23 protein-coding genes are annotated in these 22,827 nt (G+C 74.0%); 13 read left to right on the top strand and 10 right to left on the bottom strand.

Going from position 1 to position 22,827, the window contains the following annotated elements; translation table 11 throughout:
* Nucleotides 1-6: 6 nt before the first annotated feature.
* Nucleotides 7-2,145, bottom strand: a complete 2,139-nt coding sequence (locus V6V47_RS12110; RefSeq protein WP_334628242.1) for an ATP-binding SpoIIE family protein phosphatase — start codon at nt 2,143-2,145, stop codon at nt 7-9.
* A 198-nt stretch (nt 2,146-2,343) separates the two neighbouring features.
* On the opposite strand from V6V47_RS12110, the gene V6V47_RS12105 reads away from it, so the two are divergent.
* Nucleotides 2,344-3,153 carry a mechanosensitive ion channel family protein gene (locus tag V6V47_RS12105; protein WP_334628241.1) on the top strand — a complete coding sequence of 270 codons (810 nt, stop codon included), beginning with the start codon at nt 2,344-2,346 and terminating at the stop codon, nt 3,151-3,153.
* Between the two features lie 74 nt (nt 3,154-3,227).
* On the opposite strand, the gene V6V47_RS12100 is transcribed toward V6V47_RS12105, so the two are convergent.
* The gene (locus V6V47_RS12100; protein ID WP_334628240.1) at nt 3,228-3,581 is read right to left on the bottom strand and encodes a DUF6401 family natural product biosynthesis protein; all 354 of its coding nucleotides are present in this window, start codon (nt 3,579-3,581) and stop codon (nt 3,228-3,230) included.
* Between the two features lie 176 nt (nt 3,582-3,757).
* Between V6V47_RS12100 and V6V47_RS12095 the strand changes: the two genes are divergently transcribed.
* Nucleotides 3,758-4,207, top strand: a complete 450-nt coding sequence (locus tag V6V47_RS12095; protein WP_334628239.1) for a hypothetical protein — start codon at nt 3,758-3,760, stop codon at nt 4,205-4,207.
* On the opposite strand, the gene V6V47_RS12090 is transcribed toward V6V47_RS12095, so the two are convergent.
* Entirely contained in the window at nt 4,204-4,413 is a 210-nt protein-coding gene (locus V6V47_RS12090; protein ID WP_334628238.1) for a hypothetical protein, read from the bottom strand. The genes V6V47_RS12095 and V6V47_RS12090 overlap by 4 nt on opposite strands.
* A 158-nt stretch (nt 4,414-4,571) precedes the next feature.
* Between V6V47_RS12090 and V6V47_RS12085 the strand changes: the two genes are divergently transcribed.
* Nucleotides 4,572-5,840, top strand: coding sequence for an MFS transporter (locus tag V6V47_RS12085; protein ID WP_334628237.1), 1,269 nt, complete (start codon nt 4,572-4,574; stop codon nt 5,838-5,840).
* On the opposite strand, the gene V6V47_RS12080 is transcribed toward V6V47_RS12085, so the two are convergent.
* The 4 genes from V6V47_RS12080 to V6V47_RS12065 form a co-directional block, all read right to left on the bottom strand.
* Nucleotides 5,798-6,049: a hypothetical protein gene (locus tag V6V47_RS12080; RefSeq protein WP_334628367.1), complete on the bottom strand. Its 252-nt coding sequence runs from the start codon at nt 6,047-6,049 to the stop codon at nt 5,798-5,800. The genes V6V47_RS12085 and V6V47_RS12080 overlap by 43 nt on opposite strands.
* A gap of 95 nt (nt 6,050-6,144) precedes the next feature.
* Nucleotides 6,145-6,606 (bottom strand): SRPBCC family protein, encoded by a 462-nt coding sequence (locus V6V47_RS12075; protein ID WP_334628236.1) that lies wholly within the window; start codon nt 6,604-6,606, stop codon nt 6,145-6,147.
* A 52-nt stretch (nt 6,607-6,658) separates the two neighbouring features.
* The gene (locus V6V47_RS12070) at nt 6,659-7,075 is read right to left on the bottom strand and encodes a DUF2795 domain-containing protein (RefSeq protein WP_334628235.1); all 417 of its coding nucleotides are present in this window, start codon (nt 7,073-7,075) and stop codon (nt 6,659-6,661) included.
* Between the two features lie 101 nt (nt 7,076-7,176).
* The gene (locus tag V6V47_RS12065) at nt 7,177-8,157 is read right to left on the bottom strand and encodes a YihY/virulence factor BrkB family protein (RefSeq protein WP_334628234.1); all 981 of its coding nucleotides are present in this window, start codon (nt 8,155-8,157) and stop codon (nt 7,177-7,179) included.
* A 167-nt stretch (nt 8,158-8,324) separates the two neighbouring features.
* Between V6V47_RS12065 and V6V47_RS12060 the strand changes: the two genes are divergently transcribed.
* Nucleotides 8,325-8,726 (top strand): ChaB family protein, encoded by a 402-nt coding sequence (locus tag V6V47_RS12060; RefSeq protein ID WP_334628233.1) that lies wholly within the window; start codon nt 8,325-8,327, stop codon nt 8,724-8,726.
* A 58-nt stretch (nt 8,727-8,784) separates the two neighbouring features.
* On the opposite strand, the gene V6V47_RS12055 is transcribed toward V6V47_RS12060, so the two are convergent.
* Nucleotides 8,785-10,218: an aldehyde dehydrogenase family protein gene (locus V6V47_RS12055; RefSeq protein ID WP_334628231.1), complete on the bottom strand. Its 1,434-nt coding sequence runs from the start codon at nt 10,216-10,218 to the stop codon at nt 8,785-8,787.
* Between the two features lie 72 nt (nt 10,219-10,290).
* Here V6V47_RS12055 and V6V47_RS12050 point away from each other — a divergent pair, with 72 nt between their 5' ends.
* The gene (locus V6V47_RS12050) at nt 10,291-11,898 is read left to right on the top strand and encodes a phytoene desaturase family protein (RefSeq protein WP_334628230.1); all 1,608 of its coding nucleotides are present in this window, start codon (nt 10,291-10,293) and stop codon (nt 11,896-11,898) included.
* A 42-nt stretch (nt 11,899-11,940) separates the two neighbouring features.
* On the opposite strand, the gene V6V47_RS12045 is transcribed toward V6V47_RS12050, so the two are convergent.
* Entirely contained in the window at nt 11,941-12,708 is a 768-nt protein-coding gene (locus V6V47_RS12045) for a polyprenol monophosphomannose synthase (protein WP_334628229.1), read from the bottom strand.
* Nucleotides 12,709-12,964: 256 nt separating this feature from the next.
* Between V6V47_RS12045 and V6V47_RS12040 the strand changes: the two genes are divergently transcribed.
* Genes V6V47_RS12040 through V6V47_RS12005 form a run of 8 tightly spaced genes read left to right on the top strand, consistent with a single transcriptional unit; the run spans nt 12,965 to nt 21,623 of the window.
* Complete coding sequence (locus V6V47_RS12040) at nt 12,965-14,644, top strand: HAD-IIIA family hydrolase (RefSeq protein WP_442934221.1); 1,680 nt, start codon at nt 12,965-12,967, stop codon at nt 14,642-14,644.
* Entirely contained in the window at nt 14,641-15,615 is a 975-nt protein-coding gene (locus tag V6V47_RS12035) for a glycosyltransferase (protein WP_334628228.1), read from the top strand. The genes V6V47_RS12040 and V6V47_RS12035 overlap by 4 nt, the downstream gene beginning before the upstream one ends.
* On the top strand, nt 15,600-16,817 hold the full coding sequence (locus V6V47_RS12030) for a glycosyltransferase (RefSeq protein ID WP_334628226.1): 1,218 nt from the start codon (nt 15,600-15,602) through the stop codon (nt 16,815-16,817). Before V6V47_RS12035 ends, V6V47_RS12030 begins: the two co-directional genes overlap by 16 nt.
* Nucleotides 16,817-17,581, top strand: coding sequence for a D-sedoheptulose-7-phosphate isomerase (locus tag V6V47_RS12025; RefSeq protein ID WP_442934220.1), 765 nt, complete (start codon nt 16,817-16,819; stop codon nt 17,579-17,581). The genes V6V47_RS12030 and V6V47_RS12025 overlap by 1 nt, the downstream gene beginning before the upstream one ends.
* Nucleotides 17,578-19,008: a PfkB family carbohydrate kinase gene (locus V6V47_RS12020; protein ID WP_334628224.1), complete on the top strand. Its 1,431-nt coding sequence runs from the start codon at nt 17,578-17,580 to the stop codon at nt 19,006-19,008. Before V6V47_RS12025 ends, V6V47_RS12020 begins: the two co-directional genes overlap by 4 nt.
* Nucleotides 19,005-19,706 carry an SDR family oxidoreductase gene (locus tag V6V47_RS12015; RefSeq protein WP_334628223.1) on the top strand — a complete coding sequence of 234 codons (702 nt, stop codon included), beginning with the start codon at nt 19,005-19,007 and terminating at the stop codon, nt 19,704-19,706. Before V6V47_RS12020 ends, V6V47_RS12015 begins: the two co-directional genes overlap by 4 nt.
* Nucleotides 19,703-20,656, top strand: a complete 954-nt coding sequence (locus V6V47_RS12010; protein ID WP_334628222.1) for a glycosyltransferase family 9 protein — start codon at nt 19,703-19,705, stop codon at nt 20,654-20,656. The genes V6V47_RS12015 and V6V47_RS12010 overlap by 4 nt, the downstream gene beginning before the upstream one ends.
* Nucleotides 20,640-21,623: a DNA topoisomerase IB gene (locus tag V6V47_RS12005; protein WP_334628221.1), complete on the top strand. Its 984-nt coding sequence runs from the start codon at nt 20,640-20,642 to the stop codon at nt 21,621-21,623. The genes V6V47_RS12010 and V6V47_RS12005 overlap by 17 nt, the downstream gene beginning before the upstream one ends.
* Nucleotides 21,624-21,791: 168 nt before the next feature.
* Here the strand turns inward: V6V47_RS12005 and V6V47_RS12000 are convergent, their stop codons facing one another.
* Entirely contained in the window at nt 21,792-22,826 is a 1,035-nt protein-coding gene (locus tag V6V47_RS12000; protein WP_334628220.1) for a helix-turn-helix domain-containing protein, read from the bottom strand.
* Between the last annotated feature and the right edge of the window lies 1 nt (nt 22,827).

Genomic DNA, 22,827 nt, shown 5'->3' with positions numbered 1-22,827 from the left:
CCTTTCTCAGCGGCGCTCGGCCGTCGGAATCAGGATCTCGAACCAGACCGTCGAGCCGCGGACCGTGGGGTCGGTGCCCCAGGCGTCGCTGAGCTGTTCGATCAGGCCGAGCCCTCGGCCGCGACTGCTCAACGTGTCGGTCCGTGCCCGGGTCACGGTGCCCCGCGTCCCCGAATCGGCGACCGAGACCAACAGCCGCTCGGGGCTGAGGTCGATGTCCACCCGGGCGGCGGTGCCGGCGTGCAGCAGCGCGTTGGTGGTCAACTCGCTGGTGCACAGCACCGCCGAGCCGATCACCGACTCGGGCACCTGCCACTCGGTGAGCTGGGCGGTCATCCAGTGCCGGACCCGGCTGGGCGCGGTCGGCTCCGCCGGCACCTCCGTGCTCGCCGAACGGCTCGGCTTGAGCGCGTGCTCGACCGCCAGCACGGCCACGTCGTCCTCGGTGCCGCCGGGCACCGCGGCGGTGGCCACCGCGCAGAGGGCCCGAGGGTCACCGCTGCCCGCCTTGGCTACCGCGTCGCCGAGCAGGTTCAACCCGGCGGTGAGGCTCTGCCGGCGGCGCTCCACCACCCCGTCGCTGAACAGCAGCAGGGTGTCGCCGGGGCGGAACGCCACGGTGGTGGTGACCGGCCGGCCGCCCAGCCCCAGCGGAGGACCGACCGGCATCACCAGGTACTCGGCGTGTGAGCGGCCGTCCGGTGTGCCACGGCGGATCAGTGGAGCGGGGTGACCGGCGCTGGCCAGGGTCAGCTCCCGGCGTTCCGCGTCCACCACCCCGAACACCACGGTGACGAACAGTTCGTGGGTGCCGGCCTCCGCACCGAGGCTGGTCACCAGTCGGTCCAACCCGGCCAGCACCGCGTCCGGCGCGGGGTCGGCCAGCGCCAGCGCGCGCAGCGCCGCCCGGACCTGCCCCATCCGCGCGGCGGCCTGCACGTCGTGCCCGGCGACGTCGCCGAGTACGACCCCGAGCCCGCCGGTGGGCAGCAGGAACGCGTCGTAGAAATCCCCGCCGGCGGCGTTGCCGTCCACGCCCGGGTCGTAGCGGGCCGCGATCCGCAGCCGGGGCAGGTCGGGCAGGTGTGCCGGCAGCATGCTGCGTTGCAGCAGTTGGGCGGTGCCGTGCTGGGTCTCGAATCGGCGTGCCCGCTCAGCCGCCTGGCCGATCAGCTCCGCCGAGGCGGCCAGCAGCGCCCGCTTGGCGGCCGACCAGGTGTGCGGCACCCCGTACCCGACGCCCAGCCCGCCGCGGACCACGGACGTGCCCAGGGGCAGGGCGGCCATCGAGCGGATTTTCTGGTCGTGGCGGTCCACCGCGCTCTCTCGCAGCGGCTGCCCGTCGCGGGTGAACGAGGGCGCGGCGGAGCGGGCCGCCGACACCACCGGCGCCGACCAGTCCGCCGGGACGCGCCGCCAGAGCGGGGGCAGCCGCTCATCGGCCTCGTCGATCAGCTCGCCACGTACCCGGCGCACTATCCGCCACCCGCCGCCGCCCTCGTCGACCGCGAACGCGACCCAGTCGGCGTCGAAGGTGGTGATCGCGTACCGCAGCGCCACGCGGGCCACGTCGTCGAGGGTCAGGGTGCCGGCCAGCGCGGCGGCGACCTCGCTGAGGCTCTGCAACTGCTGGGTGACGTGGGTCGTCTCGGCGGCGACCGTCAGCACCCCGACGATCTGCCCCACGCTGTCGTGCACCGGCGAGTAGCCCCGGGTGAAGACCGCCTGCTCGACCACGCCGGACCGACTGCGGACCAGGGGGAGCGTGCTCTCCTTCTCCAGGAAGGGCACGCCCTGGTGGTAGGCGCGCTCCAGCACCTCACCGACGCCGGGCAGCGCCCAGATCTCGGCGTACACCTCGGCGGAGGGTCGGCCGAGGGCCGCCGGGTGCTTGCTGCCCAGCAGCTCGGCGTAGCCGTCGTTGTAGAGCAGGACGAGGTCGTCGCCGTACGCCAGCGCCATCGGCATCGGGGAGGCGAGGATCAACTCGACCACGGCCCGGATCGCCGGGTCCCACCCGTCGGCCGGGCCCAGCGGAGTGCCGGCCCAGTCGTGGGCGAGCACGGCGGCGGCCGCGTCGGGTCCGGTGGGTGCGCCCGGGCCCGGAGTTGCTGGCGTGGGGCCTCGGCCGACCGTTCCTGGCATGCCCGCAGCCTAGCCGGCCGTTCCGCCGACACACCTGATCAAGGCCGCGGCCCGCCGATGACTCCGCCGCTGCGACCATTCGGGCAGGTCACAGCCACTGTCGGGCGACTTGTCGGAAAAACTGCCGCTAGCTGCGCGGACTGCCGCACGGGTGGCCGGGTATGCGCCCGGCGCAGTCCATGCGACAGGAGGGACATCATGCTGAATACCCTCGCGGTTCGGCAGGCAGACTTTGGCGACGCCGTCGCTGACACCTGGAGGTCGGTGCTGCTCTTCATCCCGAAGGCAGTGGCCTTCATCGTGATCCTCGTGGTCGGCTGGCTCATCGCCAGAGCGGTCCTGAAGATCGTGGATACGGTACTGGAACGGGTGCACTTCGACCAAGCGGTCGAACGCGGCGGTATCAAACGCGCGTTGGAACGCACGAAGTACGACGCCAGTGACATTCTGGCCAGACTGGCGTACTACGCGGTGTTGCTGTTCACGCTGCAGTTCGCCTTCGGGGTCTGGGGACCCAACGCGATCAGTGACCTGATCAGGGGTGTGGTGGCCTGGCTGCCGCGCGCCTTCGTGGCGATCATCATCGTCGTGGTGGCGGCCGCGATCGCCAACGCCGTCCGGGATCTGGTCACCGGGGCGCTGGGCGGGCTCTCGTACGGCAAGGTGCTGGCCGATCTCACGGCGATCTTCATCATCGCGCTCGGCGTGATCGCCGCACTGAACCAGGTGGGCATCGCGACGACGGTCACCACGCCTGTGCTGATCGCGGTGCTCGCCACCGTGGCCGGCATCCTGATCGTCGGCGTCGGTGGTGGTCTGGTGAAGCCCATGCAGAACCGCTGGGACGGTTGGTTGAACCGGGCCGCTGAGGAAGCCCGGGCAGTGCAGGAGACCCGGCGGGCCAACGCGGCCGGACGTGGCGACGTGGAGCGGCAGATGGCCGACCGTGGCGGCGACCGGACCCAGGCCATGCCTCGGGTCGACGAGCAGGCGTCCAACCGCCAGTAGCGCGGCGGGACCAGCAGCACGGGGGGTGTTCGCGCGTATCGCGTGGGCACCCTCCCGGCGTGGGCGACCTCGGGTCAGCCCCGGTCGAGCGAGCGGGCCAACGCGCAGACCGCGACCAGCCGGGTGAGCAGCCACTGCGGCTCGCTCCAGTCCACCGGGCCGCTCGGCGGCGCCCACCCGTGCTCCAGGCCGGCAGCGCGGACCCCCTCGGCGTACCCGGCGAGCGTCGCGACGGTCAGCGGGCGACGGTCCCCGTCCAGGCTGTCGCGGACGGCGGCCGCATGCTGGTCGACCAGGGCCAGCAGCCCGGGCCGCCGGGCGGCGGCGGCCAGCCCGACGGTACCCACGGAGACGGTGAGGGCGGCCAGGCTGGACCGCGCCGAGTCGACGGCGGTACGGGGGGCGACCCGGTTGGACGGCACACGCATGGTGACCGAGGCTAACCGACCGGTGACCGTTTCGACCTCGGCCGCTCGGCGGGTGTCGGCAACGCCACCCGGCGACCCCGGCCTGGCCGCGGGGGTTGATCCGGCACAGACGGGGCAGAGCTGAACCACCCGCACACGGCGGCGCGCAGTGCGTCGCACACCGCACGGAGGCACGGATGGGACAGCAGGCGGACGGACCGGACGAGCAGCACCGCAGGCCGGCCGGGGTGAGCGACGCGACGGTCGCCGCGCTGGGGAAGCTCAGCGAGGCGCTGGAGTGCGTGGAGCGGGCCCGTGGGCATCTGTACTCGCTGCACCAGCTCATCGGGCACGCCGACCTGATGCTCGACGACGCGGTGGAGCAGTTCCGCGCCGCCGGTCACCCGCAGCTCGCCGACCGGATCGACACCGAGCTGCTGGGCCGTAACGTCATCGCCGGCCGGTGGACGTTCCAGATCGTCGAGGAGTTCGACGACGGCTACCACGCGCTGTTCCGGGAGCTGGACCGCCAGGCCCGCGAGGAGCTGGTCGGCGGGCGGCGGCACCTCTACGAGGCCGAGATGAAGGAGCGCCGCCGCAGCCGCGGGCGACCCGGGCACGAGGCCCGGCCGGACGGCGAGAGCTAGTCGCCGGTCGCGTTGGCGGGGCGTCGCCGAGCCGCGTCGTCAGCGATGATCACGGTGGCGACCATCAGCGCGACGCACAGGCTGAACAGCCAGGAGTGATCGGTGACGAGCCAGGCCGAGACGGGTGCCTGGAGAGCGGCGAGCAGGAAGCCCAGCCAGGCGAGACGGCGCTGACGCGTGGAGAGGATGCCGGAGCCCTGATGCATTCCGAAATTCTTACGCGTTATGGCCCGTCTGCCGTCCTCCGATCGGCCGATTCTGGATGAGCTGTCCCTTTTCTTGACCGTCCGGACGAGATTTCTTGTCGCGGGGAACGATCAGCCGGTTTCGGAGGTAAGGTGCCGCTGCGGCAGGATGGTGCCCCGTGTCGACCACACCCGCACCGCCGCGCGCCTCGCTGCTTTTGCTGGCCTACCTCGGCTTCGTCAGCCTCGGTCTGCCCGACAGCCTGCTGGGCGTCGGCTGGCCCTCGATCCGGACCGACTTCGGCGTACCGACCGAGGCGGTCGGGCTGCTGCTCACGGCGGGCACCGTCGGCTACCTGACCTCCAGCGTGCTGGCCGGGTTCACGCTGGCCCGGGTCGGTGTGGGCGCGCTGCTCGCCGGCAGCACGCTGCTGGCCAGCCTGGCACTGACCGGCTACGCCCTGAGCCCCGGGCTGACGCTGCTCGTGTGCTGCGCACTGCTGCTCGGGCTGGGCTCCGGCGCGGTCGACTCCGGGCTCAACGCGTACGCCGCCGGAGCCTTCGGCCCGCGGCACATGAACTGGCTGCACGCCTTCTTCGGTCTGGGCGTGGCGATCGGCCCGCTGATCATGACGGCGGTGCTGAGCGCGGGTCTGTCCTGGCGGTGGGGGTACGGCATCGTGGCCGCCGCCCAGCTCGCCTTGGCCACCGCGTTCGCCCTCACCGTGCGGGCCTGGCGACAACGCGCCCCCGCCCCGGTCGGGCAGGCTGGGGCCGCCAGCGCGGTCGAGCCGGCGGGTACGGCCGGCACCTCGCCCGACCGCATGCCGGCCGTCCCGATCTGGACGACGCTGCGGCTGCCGGCGGTGTGGTCGGGGGCGCTCGCATTCGCGCTCTACGTGGCCATCGAGGTGGGCGCCGGGCTGTGGGCGTTCCTCCTGCTGACCGAGGGGCGCGGACTGGGCGCGGCGGCGGCCGGTGGCTGCGTCTCCGCGTACTGGGGAAGTCTCTTCGTCGGCCGGGTCGTGCAGGGCGTGGTGGCGGAGCGGCTGGGCACCGCCCAGGTGCTCCGCGCCAGTCTGATCGGAATGGCGGCCGGCGCGGCGCTGATCGCCGTGCCCGGCCCCGGCGTGCTGGCCGTCCTCGGTCTCGTCGTGGTCGGCTTCGCCGCCGCGCCGGTGTTTCCGCTGCTCACCCTCGGCACCGCCGACCGGGTCGGAGCGGCCCACGCGGATCGCGCCATCGGGCTGCAGGTCGGTGCGTCCGGCATCGGCGCCGCGCTGGTCCCGGGCGGTCTGGGGGTGCTGATCAGCCACACCTCGGTCGACGCCCTCGGCCCGGCGCTGCTCGTGCTCGCACTGGCGCTGATCGCCCTGTACGAGTGGGGCGCGCGGCGCGCCTCCGGTCAGACGTCCGGGCCGGTCCGTCCGGTGGTCGACGGCCGGTAGGCGCGCTCGGGGTCGGTCGGCTCCCGGCCGGCGCCCCTGACCCGCTCACGGTCGGCGGCTGCCGGCCCGTGCCCGAAGGCGGCCTCCTCGCCGGCGTCGTTGCCGGTCACGTCGTCGGCCTCCCCGTCGATGCTGGAGCCCGCCACGGCCTTCTCCAACTCCTCCAGCGGAATCCGTTTCTCGTCGCGCCACACCCGGTCGTTGCTCATGCCTTCGCCGTACCCGAGGCCGGTGGTCGCAAACGGTCCGGGCACGGCGATGGCCGCCGGAACTCCGGCGGCCATCAGAGATCGGTGTCGCGAGATCAGGGCTGCGGGCGGTCCACCGCACCTCGCCAGGCGCCGGTCTCCTGACCGCGCCGCTCGATGAAGGTCTTGAACCGCTCCAGGTCGCCCTTGGCCCGCCGGTCGACGATGCCGAGCTTGTCGCCGGCCTGCTCGACCACCCCGTGCGGCTCGAACTCGAGCTGAAGGGTGACCCGGGTCGTGTCCTCGTCGATGCGGTGGAAGGTCACCACGCCGGCCTGCTGGGTGCCGCCGGTGGAGTGCCAGGCGACCCGCTCGTCGGGGAGCTGCTCGGTGATCTCGGCATCGAACTCGCGCTTGACGCCGGCGATGTCCACCGTCCAGTGGGTCATCGTCTCGGAGAGCTGCCGGACCTCCTGGACGCCCTCCATGAACTCGGGGAACTCCTCGAACTGCGTCCACTGGTCATAGGCGGTGCGTACGGGTACGGACACGTCGACGTGTTCGGTAACGCCACTCATCAGGGAACCTCCTTCGTGCGCCGGTGGTCGTCCGGATCGGGGGGTGACCCGGTCACCAGCGGGTTGTCTCGTTCTTGTGGCCCAGCGCGGCCCACACCTCGGAGACCGTCTGGTAGTGGGTGCCCTCCGGCAGCCGCTCCAGGGCCGTCACGATGTCGTCCGGCGCCTCGTTTTCCCGAGCGCTGGCGAGCAGCGCCGCGCGGTCGCCGGGCAGCGCACTCATGCTGATGAACCGGCCGAGCTTGCTGCGTTGCTCGACGTCGGACGAACTCATCCCCTGGGGGGTGCCGGTGCGCAGGTCACCACCCGGGGCGGTGGTCGCCTCCGGCTGGTCCTCGCCGGCCGGTTCCGGCTCGCGGGACTCGTCGACCCGTGAGCCGGCGGCACCCGGCCCCTGTACGAGGCCGCTGACCTCCTGGCTCATCTGCTCGTCGAGCCGGGGTGAGTGCTTGCTGCTGCCACGTTCCATACCCTGTGCGCTACCCGGCACCTCGTCGGGTAAACCGGCACCTGGTCACGAACCGGCCCCCGGCTCGACCCCGGAACGGACAACCAGCGTCGAACCGGCGGTCAGGAGGCGGCCGCCTTCCTCGGTGGCAGCGGCGGCTCGTCCGGCTCCGCCTCGCCGGCCTGCAACCGCCGGCCGCGCTGCACCTCGGCGTTGATCTGGACCCCGAGCATCAGCGCCGAGTTGGACAGGTACAGCCAGACCAGGAAGGCGATGGCCGCGCCCAGGCTGCCGTACGTCGCGCCGTACGAGCCGAAGTTGGCCACGTAGAGGCCGAAGCCGAAGGACGCCACCGCCCAGGCGAGCAGGGCGACCGTGCCACCCGGGGTGAGCCAGCGGAAACGGGGTTGCCGCACGTTCGGGGCGATCCAGAACAGCAGCGACAGCAGGATCATCATGACCATGGCGAGCACCGGCCACTTCGCCACGCTCCACACCGTACGGGCTACGCCGCCGGCGTGGATCAGGTCGCCGACCGCGTCGGTGACCGGACCGCTGACGATCAGCCCGAGGGCGACCACCGCGAGCAGCACCAGGGTGACCGCGGCCAGGCCGATCTGCAACGGACGCAGCTTCCAGACCGGCCGCCCCTCGGTCACCCCGTAGATCGCGTTGGACGCCCGGGTGAACGCGCCGATGAAGCCCGACGCCGACCAGAGCGCGCCGAGCAGACCGAAGCTCAGCAGCATCTTGGCGTTGCTCTGCTCGACCACCACGGCCCGGATCACCCCGACCACGCCGTCGTCGTCGACCACCGATCCGGCGCCCATCTGGTTGGCCAGGTCCACCACCGTGTCCACGGTCCGGTCGCCGTTGGACACCAGGCCGACCAGCGCCACCACCACGATGGCGGACGGAAAGAGCGCCAGCACCCCGTAGTAGGTGAGCGCGGCGGCCCAGTCCGAGCAGTCGTCGGTGATGAAGTTGCGCACGCTGCGCACCAGCACGCCGCGCCAGGTCCGCCAGCTGAGCTGCCGCATCCGTCGGGGAACGCGCGGCGGTTGCGCCTCGCCGACTGCCGTACCGGGCTCCGTCGTCGTCATGCCCGCTCCCTGTGCCCCGGCCGCCGGATGACCGGTCGTCCGGTCGGGCCTGGCCCGCCGGTACCCCCGCCGGAAAATCGACAAACCCGGCCCCGGCGACGCGGTGGTTTGTCGATCGACGCGCGGGGAAGGATCACGGTGACCCTGTCGACGCGGAGGAGGACGAGATGCCCGGGCGCGAGGACCTGCCCAGCACGCTGCGACGCTCCTCGGATAAGGCGCAGCGCACCTGGGAGAAGACGCACGACTCGGCGGTGGAGACCTACGGCGAGGGCGAGCGGTCGCACCGCACCGCGTTCGCCGCGGTGAAGCACCAGTTCGAGAAGGTGGGCGACCACTGGGAGCCGAAGGGCCACAAGGGCCCGAGCGACCGCCAGGCGGCCGGCGGCGGCCCGGAACGGCGGGCTCCCACCGCTGGTGGGGTGGACGCCAACGCCAGCAAGGACCACCTCATGTCGGTGGCCCGCAAGCTGGACGTGCCCGGCCGGTCCAGCATGACCAAGCCGGAGCTGGTCACGGCCATCGAGAAGGCCAACGACCGGGCCACCCGCAAGGCGCGCGGCGACTGAGCGAGCAACACCCTTTCGGTACGGGCGGACGCAGCATCTTCGCGTCCGCCCGTGTCGTTCACCAGTGGCCGCCGCCCGGCGCCTCGATGTGCACCGCCTTGGTGGCGGCGAATTCGTCGAGCAGTTCCGGCCCGTACCCGAAGCCCTGTCCGCTGGCGCGGCGGGGATGCGCGGCACCTCCCGGCGCGCCGCCGAACACCGCGTTGATCTTCACGGTGCCCACCGGAAGCTCCCGCCAGGCCCGCTGCGCGTGGCTCATCGACCCGGTCAGCACCGTGGCGGCCAGCCCGTACGGGGAGTCCGCGGCGCAGCGCAGCCCCTCGTCGAAGGAGTCGACCACCACCACCGGGGCGACCGGCCCGAACGTCTCCTCGCGGACCAGCGGCATGTCGTGCCGGCAGTCGGTCACCACGGTGGCCGGGTAGAACGCCCCCGGCCCGTCCGGCAGCTCACCGCCGACGCGCAGCCGCGCGCCGGCCGCCACGGCCGCGGCGACCTGCCCGTGCACGTGGTCCCGGTGCCGCCGGTCGACCAGCGGGCCCAACTCGGTGCCCGGGTCCCGGCCCGGCCCGGCCCGCAGCGCGCCGGCCCGCCGCACCAGCGCGGCCACGAAGTCCTCGGCCACCTCCCGGTGCACGTAGATCCGTTCCACCGCGACACAGATCTGCCCGGCGTTGGCGAACGCGCCGAGCGCGGCCTGCTCGGCCGCCCAGCCGGCATCGACGTCGGCGTCCACGACCAACGGGTCACTGCCGCCGTTCTCGAGCAGCACCTTGGCGCCCGTACGGGCCGTGGCGGCGGCGATCGCCCGCCCGGCGGCGGTGGAGCCGACGTGCGCCACCACGTCCACGTCCTGGCCGGCCAGTGCGGCGCCGACCTCCGCTCCGCCGGTGAGCAGCGACAGCACGCCGGCCGGCAGCGCCTGGTCCAGTGCCCGGGCCAGCAGCCAGCCCGTCGCCGGGGTCCGTTCGCTCGGCTTGAAGAGCACCACGTTGCCGGTGACCAGCGCAGCGCCGAGCAGCCCACAGGCGACCGCCACCGGGTCGTTCCACGGGGTGATCGCGGCGACCACGCCACGCGGCTGCGGGGTCAGGAAGTCCAACGCGTCCGATCCACCGTGCAGCGTCCGCCCGCCGCGCAGCGGCGCCAGCTCCGCGTACTGTCGCAGGGTGCTGATGCCCGCCTCGACGCCGCCGCGGGCGTCCGCCAGCGGTTTGCCCATCTCGGCGGTGACCGCCGCGGTCAACTCGTCGGTGACCGCCGCCACCGCGTCGGCGGCCCGGTGCAGCGCCGCCGCCCGCGCGGCCGGCGCGGTCGCCGCCCACTCCGCGGTCGCCTCGCGCGCCGCCCCGACCGCCTTACCGACCTCGTCGGCCGTGGCCACCGGCGCCGAACTGACCGGCGTGCCGTCCGCCGGATCGTGGACGACCACCTCGCCGCCCGAACCGCCCGCGCCCCACACCCCGCCGATCAGCTGCGCAACCGTGTACATGCGGCGCTGGTTGCCCCAACCCGGCCCCGACAAACGCGTTTCGCCCGGTAACGGGCCGGGTAGGCGGGCCGGATGACTGCCACCGGCGCGGAGAGCGCCGACGCCGTCGTCGTGGGCGCTGGCCACAACGGCCTGGTCGCGGCCAACCTGCTGGCCGACGCCGGCTGGGACGTGGTCGTGCTGGAGGCGACCGCGGTGCCCGGCGGCGCGGTCCGCTCCGCCGAGGTGACCGCGCCCGGCTACCTCAGCGACCTCTACAGCTCGTTCTACCCCCTCGGGTACGCCTCACCGGTGCTGCGTGGCCTGAACCTGGACCGGCACGGGCTGTCCTGGCGGCACTCCCCGGACGTGTTGGCGCATCTGCTGCCCGACGGTCGGGCAGCAGTGATCAACCGGGATCCGGACGCGACCGCCGCCTCGCTGGAGCAGTTCGCCCCCGGTGACGGCAAGCGCTGGCTGAACGCGTACGCCGACTGGCTCGAGGTGGCCGAACCGCTGCTGGAGAGCATCACCACCCCGTTTCCGCCGGTGCGGGGCGGGCTGGGCCTGCTGCGCCGGCTGCGGGTCGCCGGCGCGCTGCGGCTGGCCCGCCGCCTGGTGGTGCCGGTGCGCAAGCTCGGCGACGAACTCTTCGACGGGCCGGGCGGGCCGGCGCTGCTCGCCGGCTGTGCCCTGCACACCGACCTGTCCCCGGAGGAGGCCGGCTCCGGGGTGTACGGCTGGCTACTGGCCATGCTCGGCCAGCAGGTCGGCTGGCCGGTGCCGGACGGCGGCGCGCAACGGATCACCGACGCGCTGGTGGACCGGCTGGCGGAGCGTGGCGGCCGCATCCTCTACGGCGCCCGCGTCGACCGGGTGTTCACCGCCCGGGGTCGGGCCATGGGGGTACGCACGGTGGGCGGCACGCAGTGGCGGGCCCGGCGGGCCGTCCTCGCCGACGTGCCGGCGCCGGCGCTCTACCTCGACCTGGTCGGCGCGGCGGCGCTGCCGTCGCGGCTCGTGGAGGACCTGGAGCATTTCCGGTGGGACGGGTCGACGCTCAAGGTGGACTGGGCGCTCTCCGCCCCGGTGCCCTGGACGAACCGGGCGGTCGCCACCGCGGGCACCGTGCACCTGGGCGCGGACCTCGACGGCCTGACTTACTACGCCGGCGAGCTGGCCCGTGGCGAGCTGCCCCGCGACCCGTTCCTGCTGGTGGGGCAGATGTCGGTGGCCGACCCGGGTCACTCGCCACCGGGCACCGAGTCGCTCTGGTCGTACACGCATCTGCCGTTCCGCCGGAACTGGCGGGCCGAGGACGTCGCCGGGCACGTGCAGCGGATGGAGGACGTGCTGGAGGCTGCGGCCCCGGGCTTCCGGCAGCTCATCGTCGGTCGGCACGTGGCCGGCCCGGCCGACCTAGAGAAGGGCGACCCGAGCCTGGTCGGCGGCGCGCTGGGCGGTGGCACCGCCGCCGCGTACCAGCAGCTCTTCCTGCGCCCGATCCCCGGTTTGGGCCGGGCGGACACTCCGGTGGACCGGCTCTTCCTGGCCAGTTCGTCGGCACACCCCGGCGCCGGGGTGCACGGCGCTCCCGGCGCGAACGCGGCCCGCGCCGCGCTGGCCCGCGACCGCGCGCTCACCGGCCGCGCCTACGCCGCCGCCATCGCGACCGCGCACCGGGCCATCTACCCCGACTGACCTCGCCCCGGTACGGCGGGCGAGGCCAGCGAGATGGGTGGATCAGCGGGTGATGTTGCGGTGCTTGCTGCGCAGGCGGAACGGCATCAGCGCGCTCTCGATCTTGGTCGCGGTGGTCATCTTGGACTCGCCGTCGCGCCGCTCCTCGAAGCGGATCGGCACCTCCAGGATGGTGTGCCCCAGCTTGGTGGCCAGGTAGTGCATCTCCACCTGGAAGCTGTAGCCGTTGGACTGCACGCGGTCCAGACCGATGTCGCGCAGCGCGTCGGCCCGCCAGATCTTGAAGCCGGCGGTCAGGTCCCGGATCCGGACCCGCAGCAGGGTGTGCACGTAGAGGTTCGCCCAGCCGCTGAGCGCCCGGCGGTACAGCGGCCAGTTCTCGTCCAGCTCGCCGCCCGGGACGTACCGGGAACCGATCACCACGCCCGCCTGGGTGGAGAGCAGCGCGCCCAGCATCCCCGGCAGCGCCTCCGGCGGGTGGGACAGGTCGGCGTCCATCTGTGCCACGTACTCGGCGCCGCCGTCGAGCGCGCGGCTGATTCCGTCCACGTACGCCCGGCCCAGGCCCTCCTTGCCGGCCCGGTGCACCACCTCGATCCGGTCCGGGTGCTCGATGGCCAACTTGTCGGCCACCTCCCCGGTGCCGTCGGGTGAGTTGTCGTCGGCAACGAGGATGCGCAGCCCCGGCAGCGGCAGTGCGAGCAGCCGCTCGACCAGCGCCGGGAGGTTGCCCGCCTCGTTGTAGGTGGGCACCACGACGGTCAGGCGTGCGTCCCGCCATGGCGACGGCAGCTGCACGGGCTCGATCATGTCGGACATCCTCGGTTTGCGGACAGGGCTACCAGAGAGGGTATCCAGTAGCCCCATCCGGGTAAAAAAGACTCCCCTTCCGGGCGCGGCGGACGGGTCTGCTTCGCTCCGTACCGGTGCCGTGGCGCTCCGCGCGGCCAGCGGGTTAGCTTGTCTCGGGCGGCGGGTAAGGCCGACGCGGGGCACCGCCGGTGGCGCAGCCTCCAGTGCCTCGACGCCGACGTTTACTCCTAGGGGCGCAGGGAACCCGCCGGCTGTGCGACAGGACCAGGATGATCCGGATCAGCGCAGGTCAGCCCGGGTGTACGCCGGTGCTGGCCGGGCCGCTTCCGGGCCCGTCGGGGGTAGGAGTCCCGTCCTGTACGACGCGGTACTGCTGGACCGGGACGGCACCCTGATCGAGGACGTGCCGTACAACGGTGACCCGGAGAAGGTGCGGCCGGTGCCGGGGGCGCGAGCGGCGCTGGACCGGTTGCGGGCCGCCGGGCTGCGGCTGGCCGTGGTGACGAACCAGTCGGGTCTGGCCCGGGGCTTCTTCAGCGCGGAGCAGATGCGGGCGGTGCACGCCCGGGTCGAGGAGTTGCTGGGGCGCTTCGACGCCTGGTTGATCTGCCCGCACGACGACGCCGACGGCTGTGCCTGCCGCAAACCCGCACCGGGCCTCGTGTACGCCGCCGCCCGCGAGCTGGGGACCAGCGCGTCCCGCTGCGTCATGGTGGGCGACATCGGTCGGGACGTGGCCGCCGCGCTGGCCGCCGGCGCCGCCGGGGTGCTGGTGCCCACGCCGGTGACCCGGCCGGAGGAGGTCGCCGCCGCCGGCTGGGTGGCCAACGATCTGCCGTCGGCGGTGGACGAGATCCTGCGCCGCCAACAGGCCGTGCACGCCGCGCACCGCCCGTCCGGGGACCGGGTGGGCACCGCGTTGGTGGTGCGCTCGGACTCGGCCGGAGACATGCTCGTCACCGGGCCGGCGATCCGCGCCGTCGCGGCCGGCGCCCAGCGGGTGGTGCTGCTGTGCGGGCCACGCGGACGCGCCGCCGCCGACCTGCTGCCCGGGGTCGACGAGATCATCGAGCATCCGTTGCCCTGGATCGACCCCAACCCGGCCCCGGTCGACCCGGCCGCCCTGCGGACCCTGACCACCCGGCTCGCGGCGGTCGGCGCGGACGAGGCGGTCGTCTTCACCTCGTTCCACCAGTCCGCCCTGCCACTGGCACTGCTGCTGCGGATGGCGGGCATCGCGCGGATCGCCGCGATCAGCGATGACTATCCGGGCTCCCTCCTGGACATCCGGCACCGGGTGCCCGTGGGCGTCCCCGAGCCCGAACGTGCCCTCTCCCTCGCCGCCGCCGCCGGGCATGGTCTGCCCGCCGGCGACGAACCCGTGCTCCGGCTCCGGCCGGACGCCCTGCCGCCCTGCCCCGCCGACCTCACCGACCGCGAGTACGTGGTGCTGCACCCCGGCTCGGCGGCGTCGAGCCGGGCCTGCCCACCCGAGCTGGCGGCCCGGATCACCGCGGCGCTGTCCGCCGCCGGGCACCGGGTGCTGGTCACCGGCGGCCCCGACGAGCGCGAGGTCACCGCCCGGGTCGCGGCGGCCGGTGGCACCGACCTCGGTGGCCGGACCGACCTGGCCGGGTTGGCCGCGATCGTGGCCGGCGCCAGCGCGGTCGTGGTCGGCAACACCGGGCCCGCTCACCTGGCCGCCGCGGCCGGCGTGCCGGTGGTGAGTCTCTTCGCGCCGACCGTCCCGTTCGGGCAGTGGGGGCCCTACCGGGTGCCCACCGTCCGACTGGGTGACGCCGAGGCGCCCTGCCGGGACACCCGGGCCGTGAGCTGCCCGATCCCCGGGCACCCCTGCCTCAGCGGCGTCGACCCGGCCGAGGTGGTCGACGCGCTGCGGGTGCTGGCCGCCAGCGGTGGTGGCGGCCGATGAACGTCCTGCTCTGGCACGTGCACGGCTCCTGGACGACGTCCTTCGTGCACGGCCGCCACCGCTATCTGATCCCCACCACGCCCGACCGCGGCCCCAACGGCCTCGGCCGCGCCCGCACCTATCCCTGGCCGGACAGCGCCGTCGAGGTCGCGCCGGACGACCTGCCCACCACCGACGTCGACCTGGTCATCCTGCAACGCCCGGACGAGATCGACCTCGCCGAGCAGTGGCTGCGCCGCCGCCCCGGCCGGGACATCCCGGCCATCTACGTCGAACACAACACCCCCAAGGGCGACGTGCCCAACACCCGCCACCCGATGGCGGACCGCGACGACCTGCTCATCGCCCACGTCACCGGGTTCAACCAGATCTTCTGGGACACCGGCGCCAGCCGTACGACCGTGGTCGACCATGGCATCGTCGCGCCGACCGTGTCGTACACCGGCGAACTGGACCGGCTGGCCGTGGTGATCAACGAGCCGGTCCGGCGGGGACGGGTCACCGGCACCGACCTGCTGGCCCGGTTCGCCGAGATCGCGCCACTGGACGTGTTCGGCATGGGGGTGGCCGGGCTGGCCGACCATCTCGGCCTGCCCGCCGACCGGCTCACCAGCCACGACGACGTACCCCAGGACCGAATGCACGCCGAGTTGGCCCGGCGGCGCGCGTACCTGCACCTGTGCCGGTGGACGTCACTCGGGCTCAGCCTCATCGAGGCCATGGCGATCGGCATGCCGGTCGTCGCGCTCGCCACCACCGAGGCGGTGACGGCGGTACCCCCCGCGGCGGGGGCCCTCGCCACTCGGATGGACACCCTGCTCGACGCCGCCCGCCGGTTCATCGCCGAACCGGCGGCGGCACGCCAGGCCGGCGCGGCGGCACAGGCCGCCGCACGTGACCGGTACGGCCTCGACCGTTTCCTCGCTGACTGGGACCGGCTGCTGGAGGAGGAAGTATGCGGATCGCGATGATCTCGGAGCACGCCAGCCCGCTCGCCATCCTCGGAGGCGAGGACGCCGGCGGTCAGAACACCCACGTCGCGGAGCTGTCCGCCGCGCTCGCCGCGGCCGGGCACGAGGTACGCGTCTACACCCGCCGCGACGCGCTCGACCTGCCGGTGACCGTACGCAGCCCGGACGGGTACGACGTGGTGCACGTGCCGGCCGGTCCGGCCGAGCCGGTCGCGAAGGACACGCTGCTGCCGCACATGCGGGAGTTCAGCCGTTGGCTGGTCGAGCGGTGGCGCGGTGGGGACTGGACGCCAGAGGTGATCCACGCGCACTTCTGGATGAGTGGCCTGGCCGCGCTGACCGCCGGTCGGCAGACCGGGGTGCCGGTGGTGCAGACGTACCACGCGCTGGGCACCGTGAAGCGCCGCTACCAGGGCGTGCAGGACACCAGCCCGGCCCGGCGGGTCTCCTACGAGCGCGAGTTGGGCCGCTCGGTGGACCGGGTGGTCGCGCAGTGCCGCGACGAGGTCGGCGAGCTGGTCCGGATGGGGGTGCCCCGGTCCCGGATGACCGTCGTGCCCTCCGGGGTCAACCTCGCCACGTTCGCCCCGCTCGGGCCGGCCGCGGACCGTGAGCCGAGCCAGGCCCGGATCCTGACCGTCGGCCGGTTGGTCGAGCGCAAGGGCTTCCAGACGGTGATCCGCGCGATGGCGCTGGTCCCGGACGCCGAGTGCGTGGTCGTCGGTGGCCCGCCCGAGGGGCTGCTGGAGACCGACCCGTACGCCCGACGGCTGCGGGCCCTGGCCGAGTCGTGCGGGGTGGCCGACCGCGTACGGTTGGTCGGCGCGGTGCCCCGGGAGGAGATGGGCCGCTGGTACCGCTCGGCGGATCTGCTGGTCGCGGCCCCCTGGTACGAGCCGTTCGGTCTGACTCCGCTGGAGGCGATGGCCTGCGGGGTGCCGGTCATCGGCACGGCCGTGGGTGGGATCCGCGACACCGTGGTCGACGGGACGACCGGCGACCTGGTGCCGGCCCGCGACCCGAGAGCTCTGGCCACCGCGATCCAGCGGCTGCTCGACGATCGGATCCGGCGCTTCGGGTACGCCGCGGCGGCGCGGGAGCGGGCCCGGTCGCGGTACTCGTGGGCGGCCACCGCCGAGCGGCTGGCCGAGGTCTACGGCGAGGTGGCGGCCGTGCGCCGGCCGACCCGGGTGGTGGCCTGATGCCGACGGGCAGCCTGCTCGACATCCACCTGACGAACCTGGCCGCGGCGCTGGTGCCCTACCGGCGGTCCGAGGCGCAGCTGGCGCGCTGGGGCGCGCAGCTGGCACACCGGCTGGCCGCCGGCGGGCGGTTGCTGGTGGCCGGTAACGGCGGCAGTGCGGCCGAGGCGCAACACCTCACCGCCGAACTCGTCGGCAAACTGCACGACGACCGCCAGCCGCTGTCCGCCATCGCGCTGCACGCCGAGACCAGCGCGGTCACCGCCATCGCCAACGACTACGGCTACGACGACGTCTACGCCCGTCAGGTCCGCGCGCACGGCCGGCCCGGCGACGTCCTGCTGCTGCTCAGCACCAGTGGCACCAGCCCCAACCTGATCGCCGCCGCCCGGGCCGCCCGGGAGGTCGGCCTCACCACCTGGGCCCTCACCGGGCCGGTCCCCAACGCTCTCGCGGACGGCTGCCACGACACCCTCGCCATCTCCTCCACCGACACCCAGGTCGTCCAGGAACTGCACCTCGTGACCAGCCATTTGCTCTGCGAATACCTCGAACAGGCGCTGCCCGCCGCGCTGACCGCGCCCACCCGGGCCGTGACCGCCGACAGCGTGACCGCCGACAGCGTGACCGCCGACAGCGTGACCGCCGATCCAGCGCCCGCCGGTCGGGTCGGCTCCGGACCGGTACGCACCGGCGTCGAGGTGGTGCTCGACGGCGAATCCGAACAGCAGGTCGACGGCGTGAGGATGAGGAGGAGAGCGTGAGGGGACCCGTGGTGGTGGTCGGGGACACCCTGCTGGACCGGGACGTGGAAGGAGTCGTGAACCGGCTCTGCCCGGACTCCCCGGTGCCGGTGCTCGACGAGTCCGTGTCCACCGACCGGCCCGGTGGCGCCGGCCTGGCGGCGGTCTTCGCCGCCGCGCAGGGCGCCGAGGTGGTGTTGGTGACCGCGCTCGCCGACGACGCCGGCGGTGCCCGGCTGAGCGCGCTGCTCACCGCCGCCGGAGTGCAGGTGTACCCGCTCGCACTGTCCGGGGCGACGCCGGAGAAGATCCGGCTGCGGGCCCGGGGACGGGTGCTGCTGCGCCACGATCGCGGCGGCGTGCCCGGTGAGCCCGGTCAGCCCTCCGAGGAGGTGCTCAGGGTGATCGGCGCGGCCTCGGCGGTGCTGGTCAGCGACTACGGCCGGGGGGTGGCCCGGCAACCGGCGCTGCGCGCGGCGTTGGCCGCCACCCGCGCGCCGGTGGTGTGGGATCCGCACCCGCGCGGTCCGGCCGCGGTGCCCGGTGTGCACCTGGCGACCCCGAACGAGTCGGAGGTCCGCGAGCTGGTCCCCGCTCTGCCCGGGGCGTCCCGGCTGGCCACCGCCTCGCGGGGCGCGCAGGGGCTGCGGCGGCGCTGGCACGCCGGTGCGGTCGCGGTGACGCTGGGCGGGGACGGGGCGCTGCTCTGCCACGCCGGGTCGACGCCGCTGGTGGTGCCCACCCCGGGTAGTGCCGAAGGCGACACCTGTGGGGCCGGCGACCGGTTCGCGGCCACGGCCAGCCTCGCGCTGGCCGAGGGCGCGCTGGTCTCCGAGGCGGTGCAGGCGGCGGTCGCCGAGGCGTCCGCGTACGTGGCCAGCGGGGGAGTGGCGGCGGCCCTACCGCCACCGGTGCGCCCGGTACCCAGCGGTGTGCTCGGCCCGGGTGGCGACCGGGTGGGTGTCGCGGCGGTCGCCGGGGTGCTCGCCGACGTACGCGCGACCGGTGGCACGGTGGTGGCCACCGGGGGCTGTTTCGATCTGCTGCACGCCGGGCACGTGGCGACCCTGCAGGCCGCCCGGCAGCTCGGCGACTGCCTGATCGTCTGCCTCAACTCCGACGCGAGCGTCGCCGGGTTGAAGGGACCGGACCGGCCGGTGACCTCCGAGGGTGACCGGGGCCGGCTGCTGGCGGCGCTGAGCTGCGTGGACGCGGTCCTGATCTTCGACGAGCCGACCCCGCACGCCGCGCTGTCCTGGTTGCGACCGGACATCTGGGTCAAGGGCGGGGACTACGCCACCGGCGGCGGCGACGCCGCGACGACGCTGCCCGAGGCGGAGATCCTGCGCCGCTGGGGTGGCAACCCGGTGGTGGTGCCGTACCTGGAGGGCCGTTCCACCACCGACCTGATCGCCCGCTCCGCCGCCGGTGGGGGGCGGACGCGGTGACCGCCAAGACGCTCGGCGCCGGCGCCACCGTCCTGGTGACCGGCGGTTCCAGTGGACTCGGCGCGGCGGTGGTCGCCGCGGTGGCCGCCGCCGGCGGCCGGCCCCTCGTCCTGGACCGGCAGCCGCCGGTCGACGGGGTCTCCTGGACGGAGTGCGATCTGGCCGACACCCGAGCCGCCGAAGTGGCCACCCAGCACCTGGCCGAGCAGGCCGGAGGCCTGGACGCGGTCGTCACCGCGGCCGGCGTGGACATGCCGGGCCGGCTCGCCGACGTGCCGGGCGAGACCTGGGACCGGATCATCGCCGTCGACCTGCTGGCCACCGCCGCGGTGATCCGCGCCGCGCTGCCGTTCCTGCTGACCTCGCAGGGCCGCATCGTCACGGTCGCGTCCACGCTCGGAGTCAAGGCGGTCAGCGACGCCACCGCGTACTGCGCGGCGAAGTTCGGCGTGGTGGGTTTCACCCGGGCTCTGGCCGCCGAACTCGCGGGCCAGGTCGGTGTCACCCTGCTCATCCCGGGTGGGATGCGCACCGCCTTCTTCGACGAGCGCGATCCGCAGTACCGCCCGGGGCCGGACGCCAGCCTCAACGAGCCCGCCGACACCGCCGCCGCGATCATGTTCGCGCTCAGCCAGCCGGCCGGCTGCGCGGTCCGCGAGATGGTGGTCTGTGCCGAGCAGGAGACGTCGTACCCGTGATCCTCGTCCTGCGCGCCCTCGGCGTCGGCGACCTGGTCACCGCGGTGCCCGCGTTGCGGGCGCTGCGCGCCGCGTACCCCGGTCGGGAGTTGGCGCTCGCGGCGCCGGCCTGGCTGGCCCCGCTGGTCGACCTGGTCGGCGGCGTCGACCGCCTGGTGGACACCGCGGGGCTGGGCGACCCGACGTGGGCCGGCCCGGCCCCGGAGGTCGCGGTGAACCTGCACGGGCGCGGCCCTCAGTCGCACCGGCTGCTCGCCGCCGCCCGGCCCGGGAGGCTGCTCGCCTTCGCCAACCTGGAGGCCGGGTTCCGCGACGGCCCGCGGTGGGCCGCCGACGAGCACGAGGTGGACCGCTGGTGCCGGCTGCTGTCCTGGTACGGCATTCCGACCGACCGCACCGACCTCGGCCTGCGCCGGCCCTCGTCGGCCGGGCTGCCCACCGGAGCGACCGTGCTGCATCCCGGCACCAAGATCCCCGCGAAGCGCTGGCCGGCCGAGCGGTTCGCCGCCCTGGCCCGAGCCCTCACCGAGCGGGGGCACCACGTGCTGCTCACCGGCTCGGCCGACGAGCGGGCGCTGGCCGCTCGTGTCGCGAACGCGGCCGGTCTGCCCCCGACCGCCGTGCTGGCCGGCCGGACCGACCTCGGTGCGCTGGCCGCGTTGGTGGCGGACGCCCGTCTGGTGGTCAGCGGGGACACCGGCGTGGCCCACCTGGCCACCGGGTACGGCACCGCGTCGGTGGTGCTGTTCGGGCCGGTGCCGCCGGCCCGGTGGGGGCCTCCGCCGGACCGGCCCCGGCACCGGGTGCTGTGGGCCGGTGCCGGCGACTGGCCCCGGTGGGACGGGGCGGGGAGCCATCCGACCTTGGCGGCCCTGCACCCGGACGAGGTCCTGGATGCCGTCGCGGAGGTGGAACGGGTGGCGCGGGTCTCCGGTGCGGTTGCGGCGTAGCGACCCGGGACGGCCGGGATACGGGCGGCGTCGGCGCGGAAAGGGCTGGCACTTCCTCGACCCGAGCGGCGTCCCGGTCCGCGATCCCGCACAGGTGGCCCGGCTGCGTGAGCTGGTCATCCCGCCCGCGTGGCAGCAGGTCTGGATCTCGCCGCACCCGAACGGGCACATCCAGGCGACCGGCGTCGACGCGGCGGGACGGAAGCAGTACGTCTACCACCCGATGTGGCGGGAGAAGCAGGACGAGGCGAAGTTCGACCACGTGCTGGAGGTGGCCCGGCGGTTGCCGGTGCTCCGCGAGCGGGTCGATCGGGATCTGAGCCGTCGGGGCCTGGGCCGGGATCGGGTGCTGGCCACGGTGGCCCGGCTGTTGGACATGGGGATGTTCCGGGTCGGCAGCGACCAGTACGCGGCGGGGGAGGAACCGACGTTCGGGGTGTCCACCCTGCGGCCCGAGCACGCCCGTTCCCGGAACGGCTGCGTGGTCTTCGCGTTCCCTGCGAAGGGCGGCATCGAGCAGGTACGCCGGATCGAGGACCCGGAGCTGTGCCAGGTGCTGCTCAACCTGCGTCGCCGCCGCCGCCGGGCCGAGCGGCTGTTCGGTTACTGGGACGGGCGGGAGTGGCGCGACGTGCGCAGCGACGAGGTCAACGGCTACCTGCGCGACGCCAGCGGCGGGGAGATGACCGCCAAGGACTTCCGGACCTGGCATGCCACCGTGCTCGCCGCGACCGAGCTGGCCACCCTCGGGCCGGCGCGGTCGGTGACCGCCCGTCGCAAGGCGGTGGTCGCCGTGATGCGCGAGGTCGCCGAGCTGCTGGGCAATACGCCGACGGTGGCCCGCGCGTCGTACGTGGACCCGAGGGTGGTCGACCTCTACCACGACGGGGTGGTGGTGTCGGTGGACCCGCAGGCGCCGCGCGAGGTGGCCGAACGAGTGGTGTTGGAGCTGCTCGAGGAGGCCTGACCGGCCCCGTCGACGACCCTGGGGGGAGAGTGACGGGGCCGAAATCCCGGTCGGATCGGCACCGGGCGGCCGCCCGCCGTCCTTCGACGGCGGGCGCCTCGCCACGGCCCCCGTTGGCGGCCCACCGGGGCCCGGCGATGCCGGGCGGCGGGTCGGCCGCGTTGGTTGTCAGTCTGCCCGGGACGAGTTGACCATGGACGCCGAGCGGTTGACGATCCGCGCCGGATCCGGCTGGCCGTCCCGGTACGCCTGTGGGCTCAGCCCGAACGCCGCCCGGAACACCCGGCTGAAGTGGGCCTTGTCGGGGAACCCCCAGCGCGCGGCGATCATCTGCGCGGGCTGGCTCCGCAGCGCCGGGTCGGCCAGGTCGCGCTGGCAGCGGGCCAGCCGAAGGTCACGGATGTAGGACGCCACCGTGGACTGTTCGGCCTCGAACAGGCGGTGCAGAGAGCGCAGTGAGATGTGGTGGGCGTCCGCGACGGACTGCGGGTTGAGCGTCGTGTCGCCGAGGTGGCGGTGGACGTACGACTGCACCTGGGTGAGCAGCGCCCGCCGCCGCACCTCGGTCGGCACCGCGTCCTCGGCGACCAGGTGCCGACCGAGCATGGTGGTGGCCAGGTCGAGTCCCACCGCGCCGAGCCGGTTGGCGTCGGCGGCGTGGTACTGCTCGGGATGCCCGGTCACCTGGCGCAGGAACTGTGCCAGCAGCGCCCCGATCCCCTCGCTGCCGGACATCCGGCCGCCGTACAGGGCGGCCATCCGCTGCGGTGGCAGGGGCAGCGCGGCGTGCGGGATGAGCGTGATGATCGACGTGGCGTCGTCGCGTTCCGCCTCGGTCGAGTGGTGGCAGACGTCGTGCGGTCGCGACCCGTCGTAGAAGGTGAACTCACCGGCCTGGATCTCGCTGTGTTGACCGTCCTGGCTGGACGTGCCGATGCCGCCGGTGGTGAGCGCGAGAATGTACAGCTCCGGGTCGGACTGGCGGATCAGCTTGCGGGTCCGGGTGGCGTCCAGCGACGGGTACTCGTACTCGACGATCTGGATGGGGCCGAGGTCGATGAAGTCGGCCCGGGCGGCGAAGTCGTCGGCGTGCGCGGACGTGATCCGCAGTGGCGCCGAGGTGCGCGCGACCAGGTCGAGCCACATCCCGAACCGCTCACCCGGCGGCAGGACGGTCGTGTCGATGGAGTCCCGTTGCAGCATT

Source organism: Micromonospora sp. CPCC 205539 (assembly GCF_036906815.1).
In the GTDB taxonomy this organism is placed as follows: domain Bacteria; phylum Actinomycetota; class Actinomycetes; order Mycobacteriales; family Micromonosporaceae; genus Micromonospora.
This window is presented reverse-complemented; position numbering and strand designations above follow the sequence as displayed.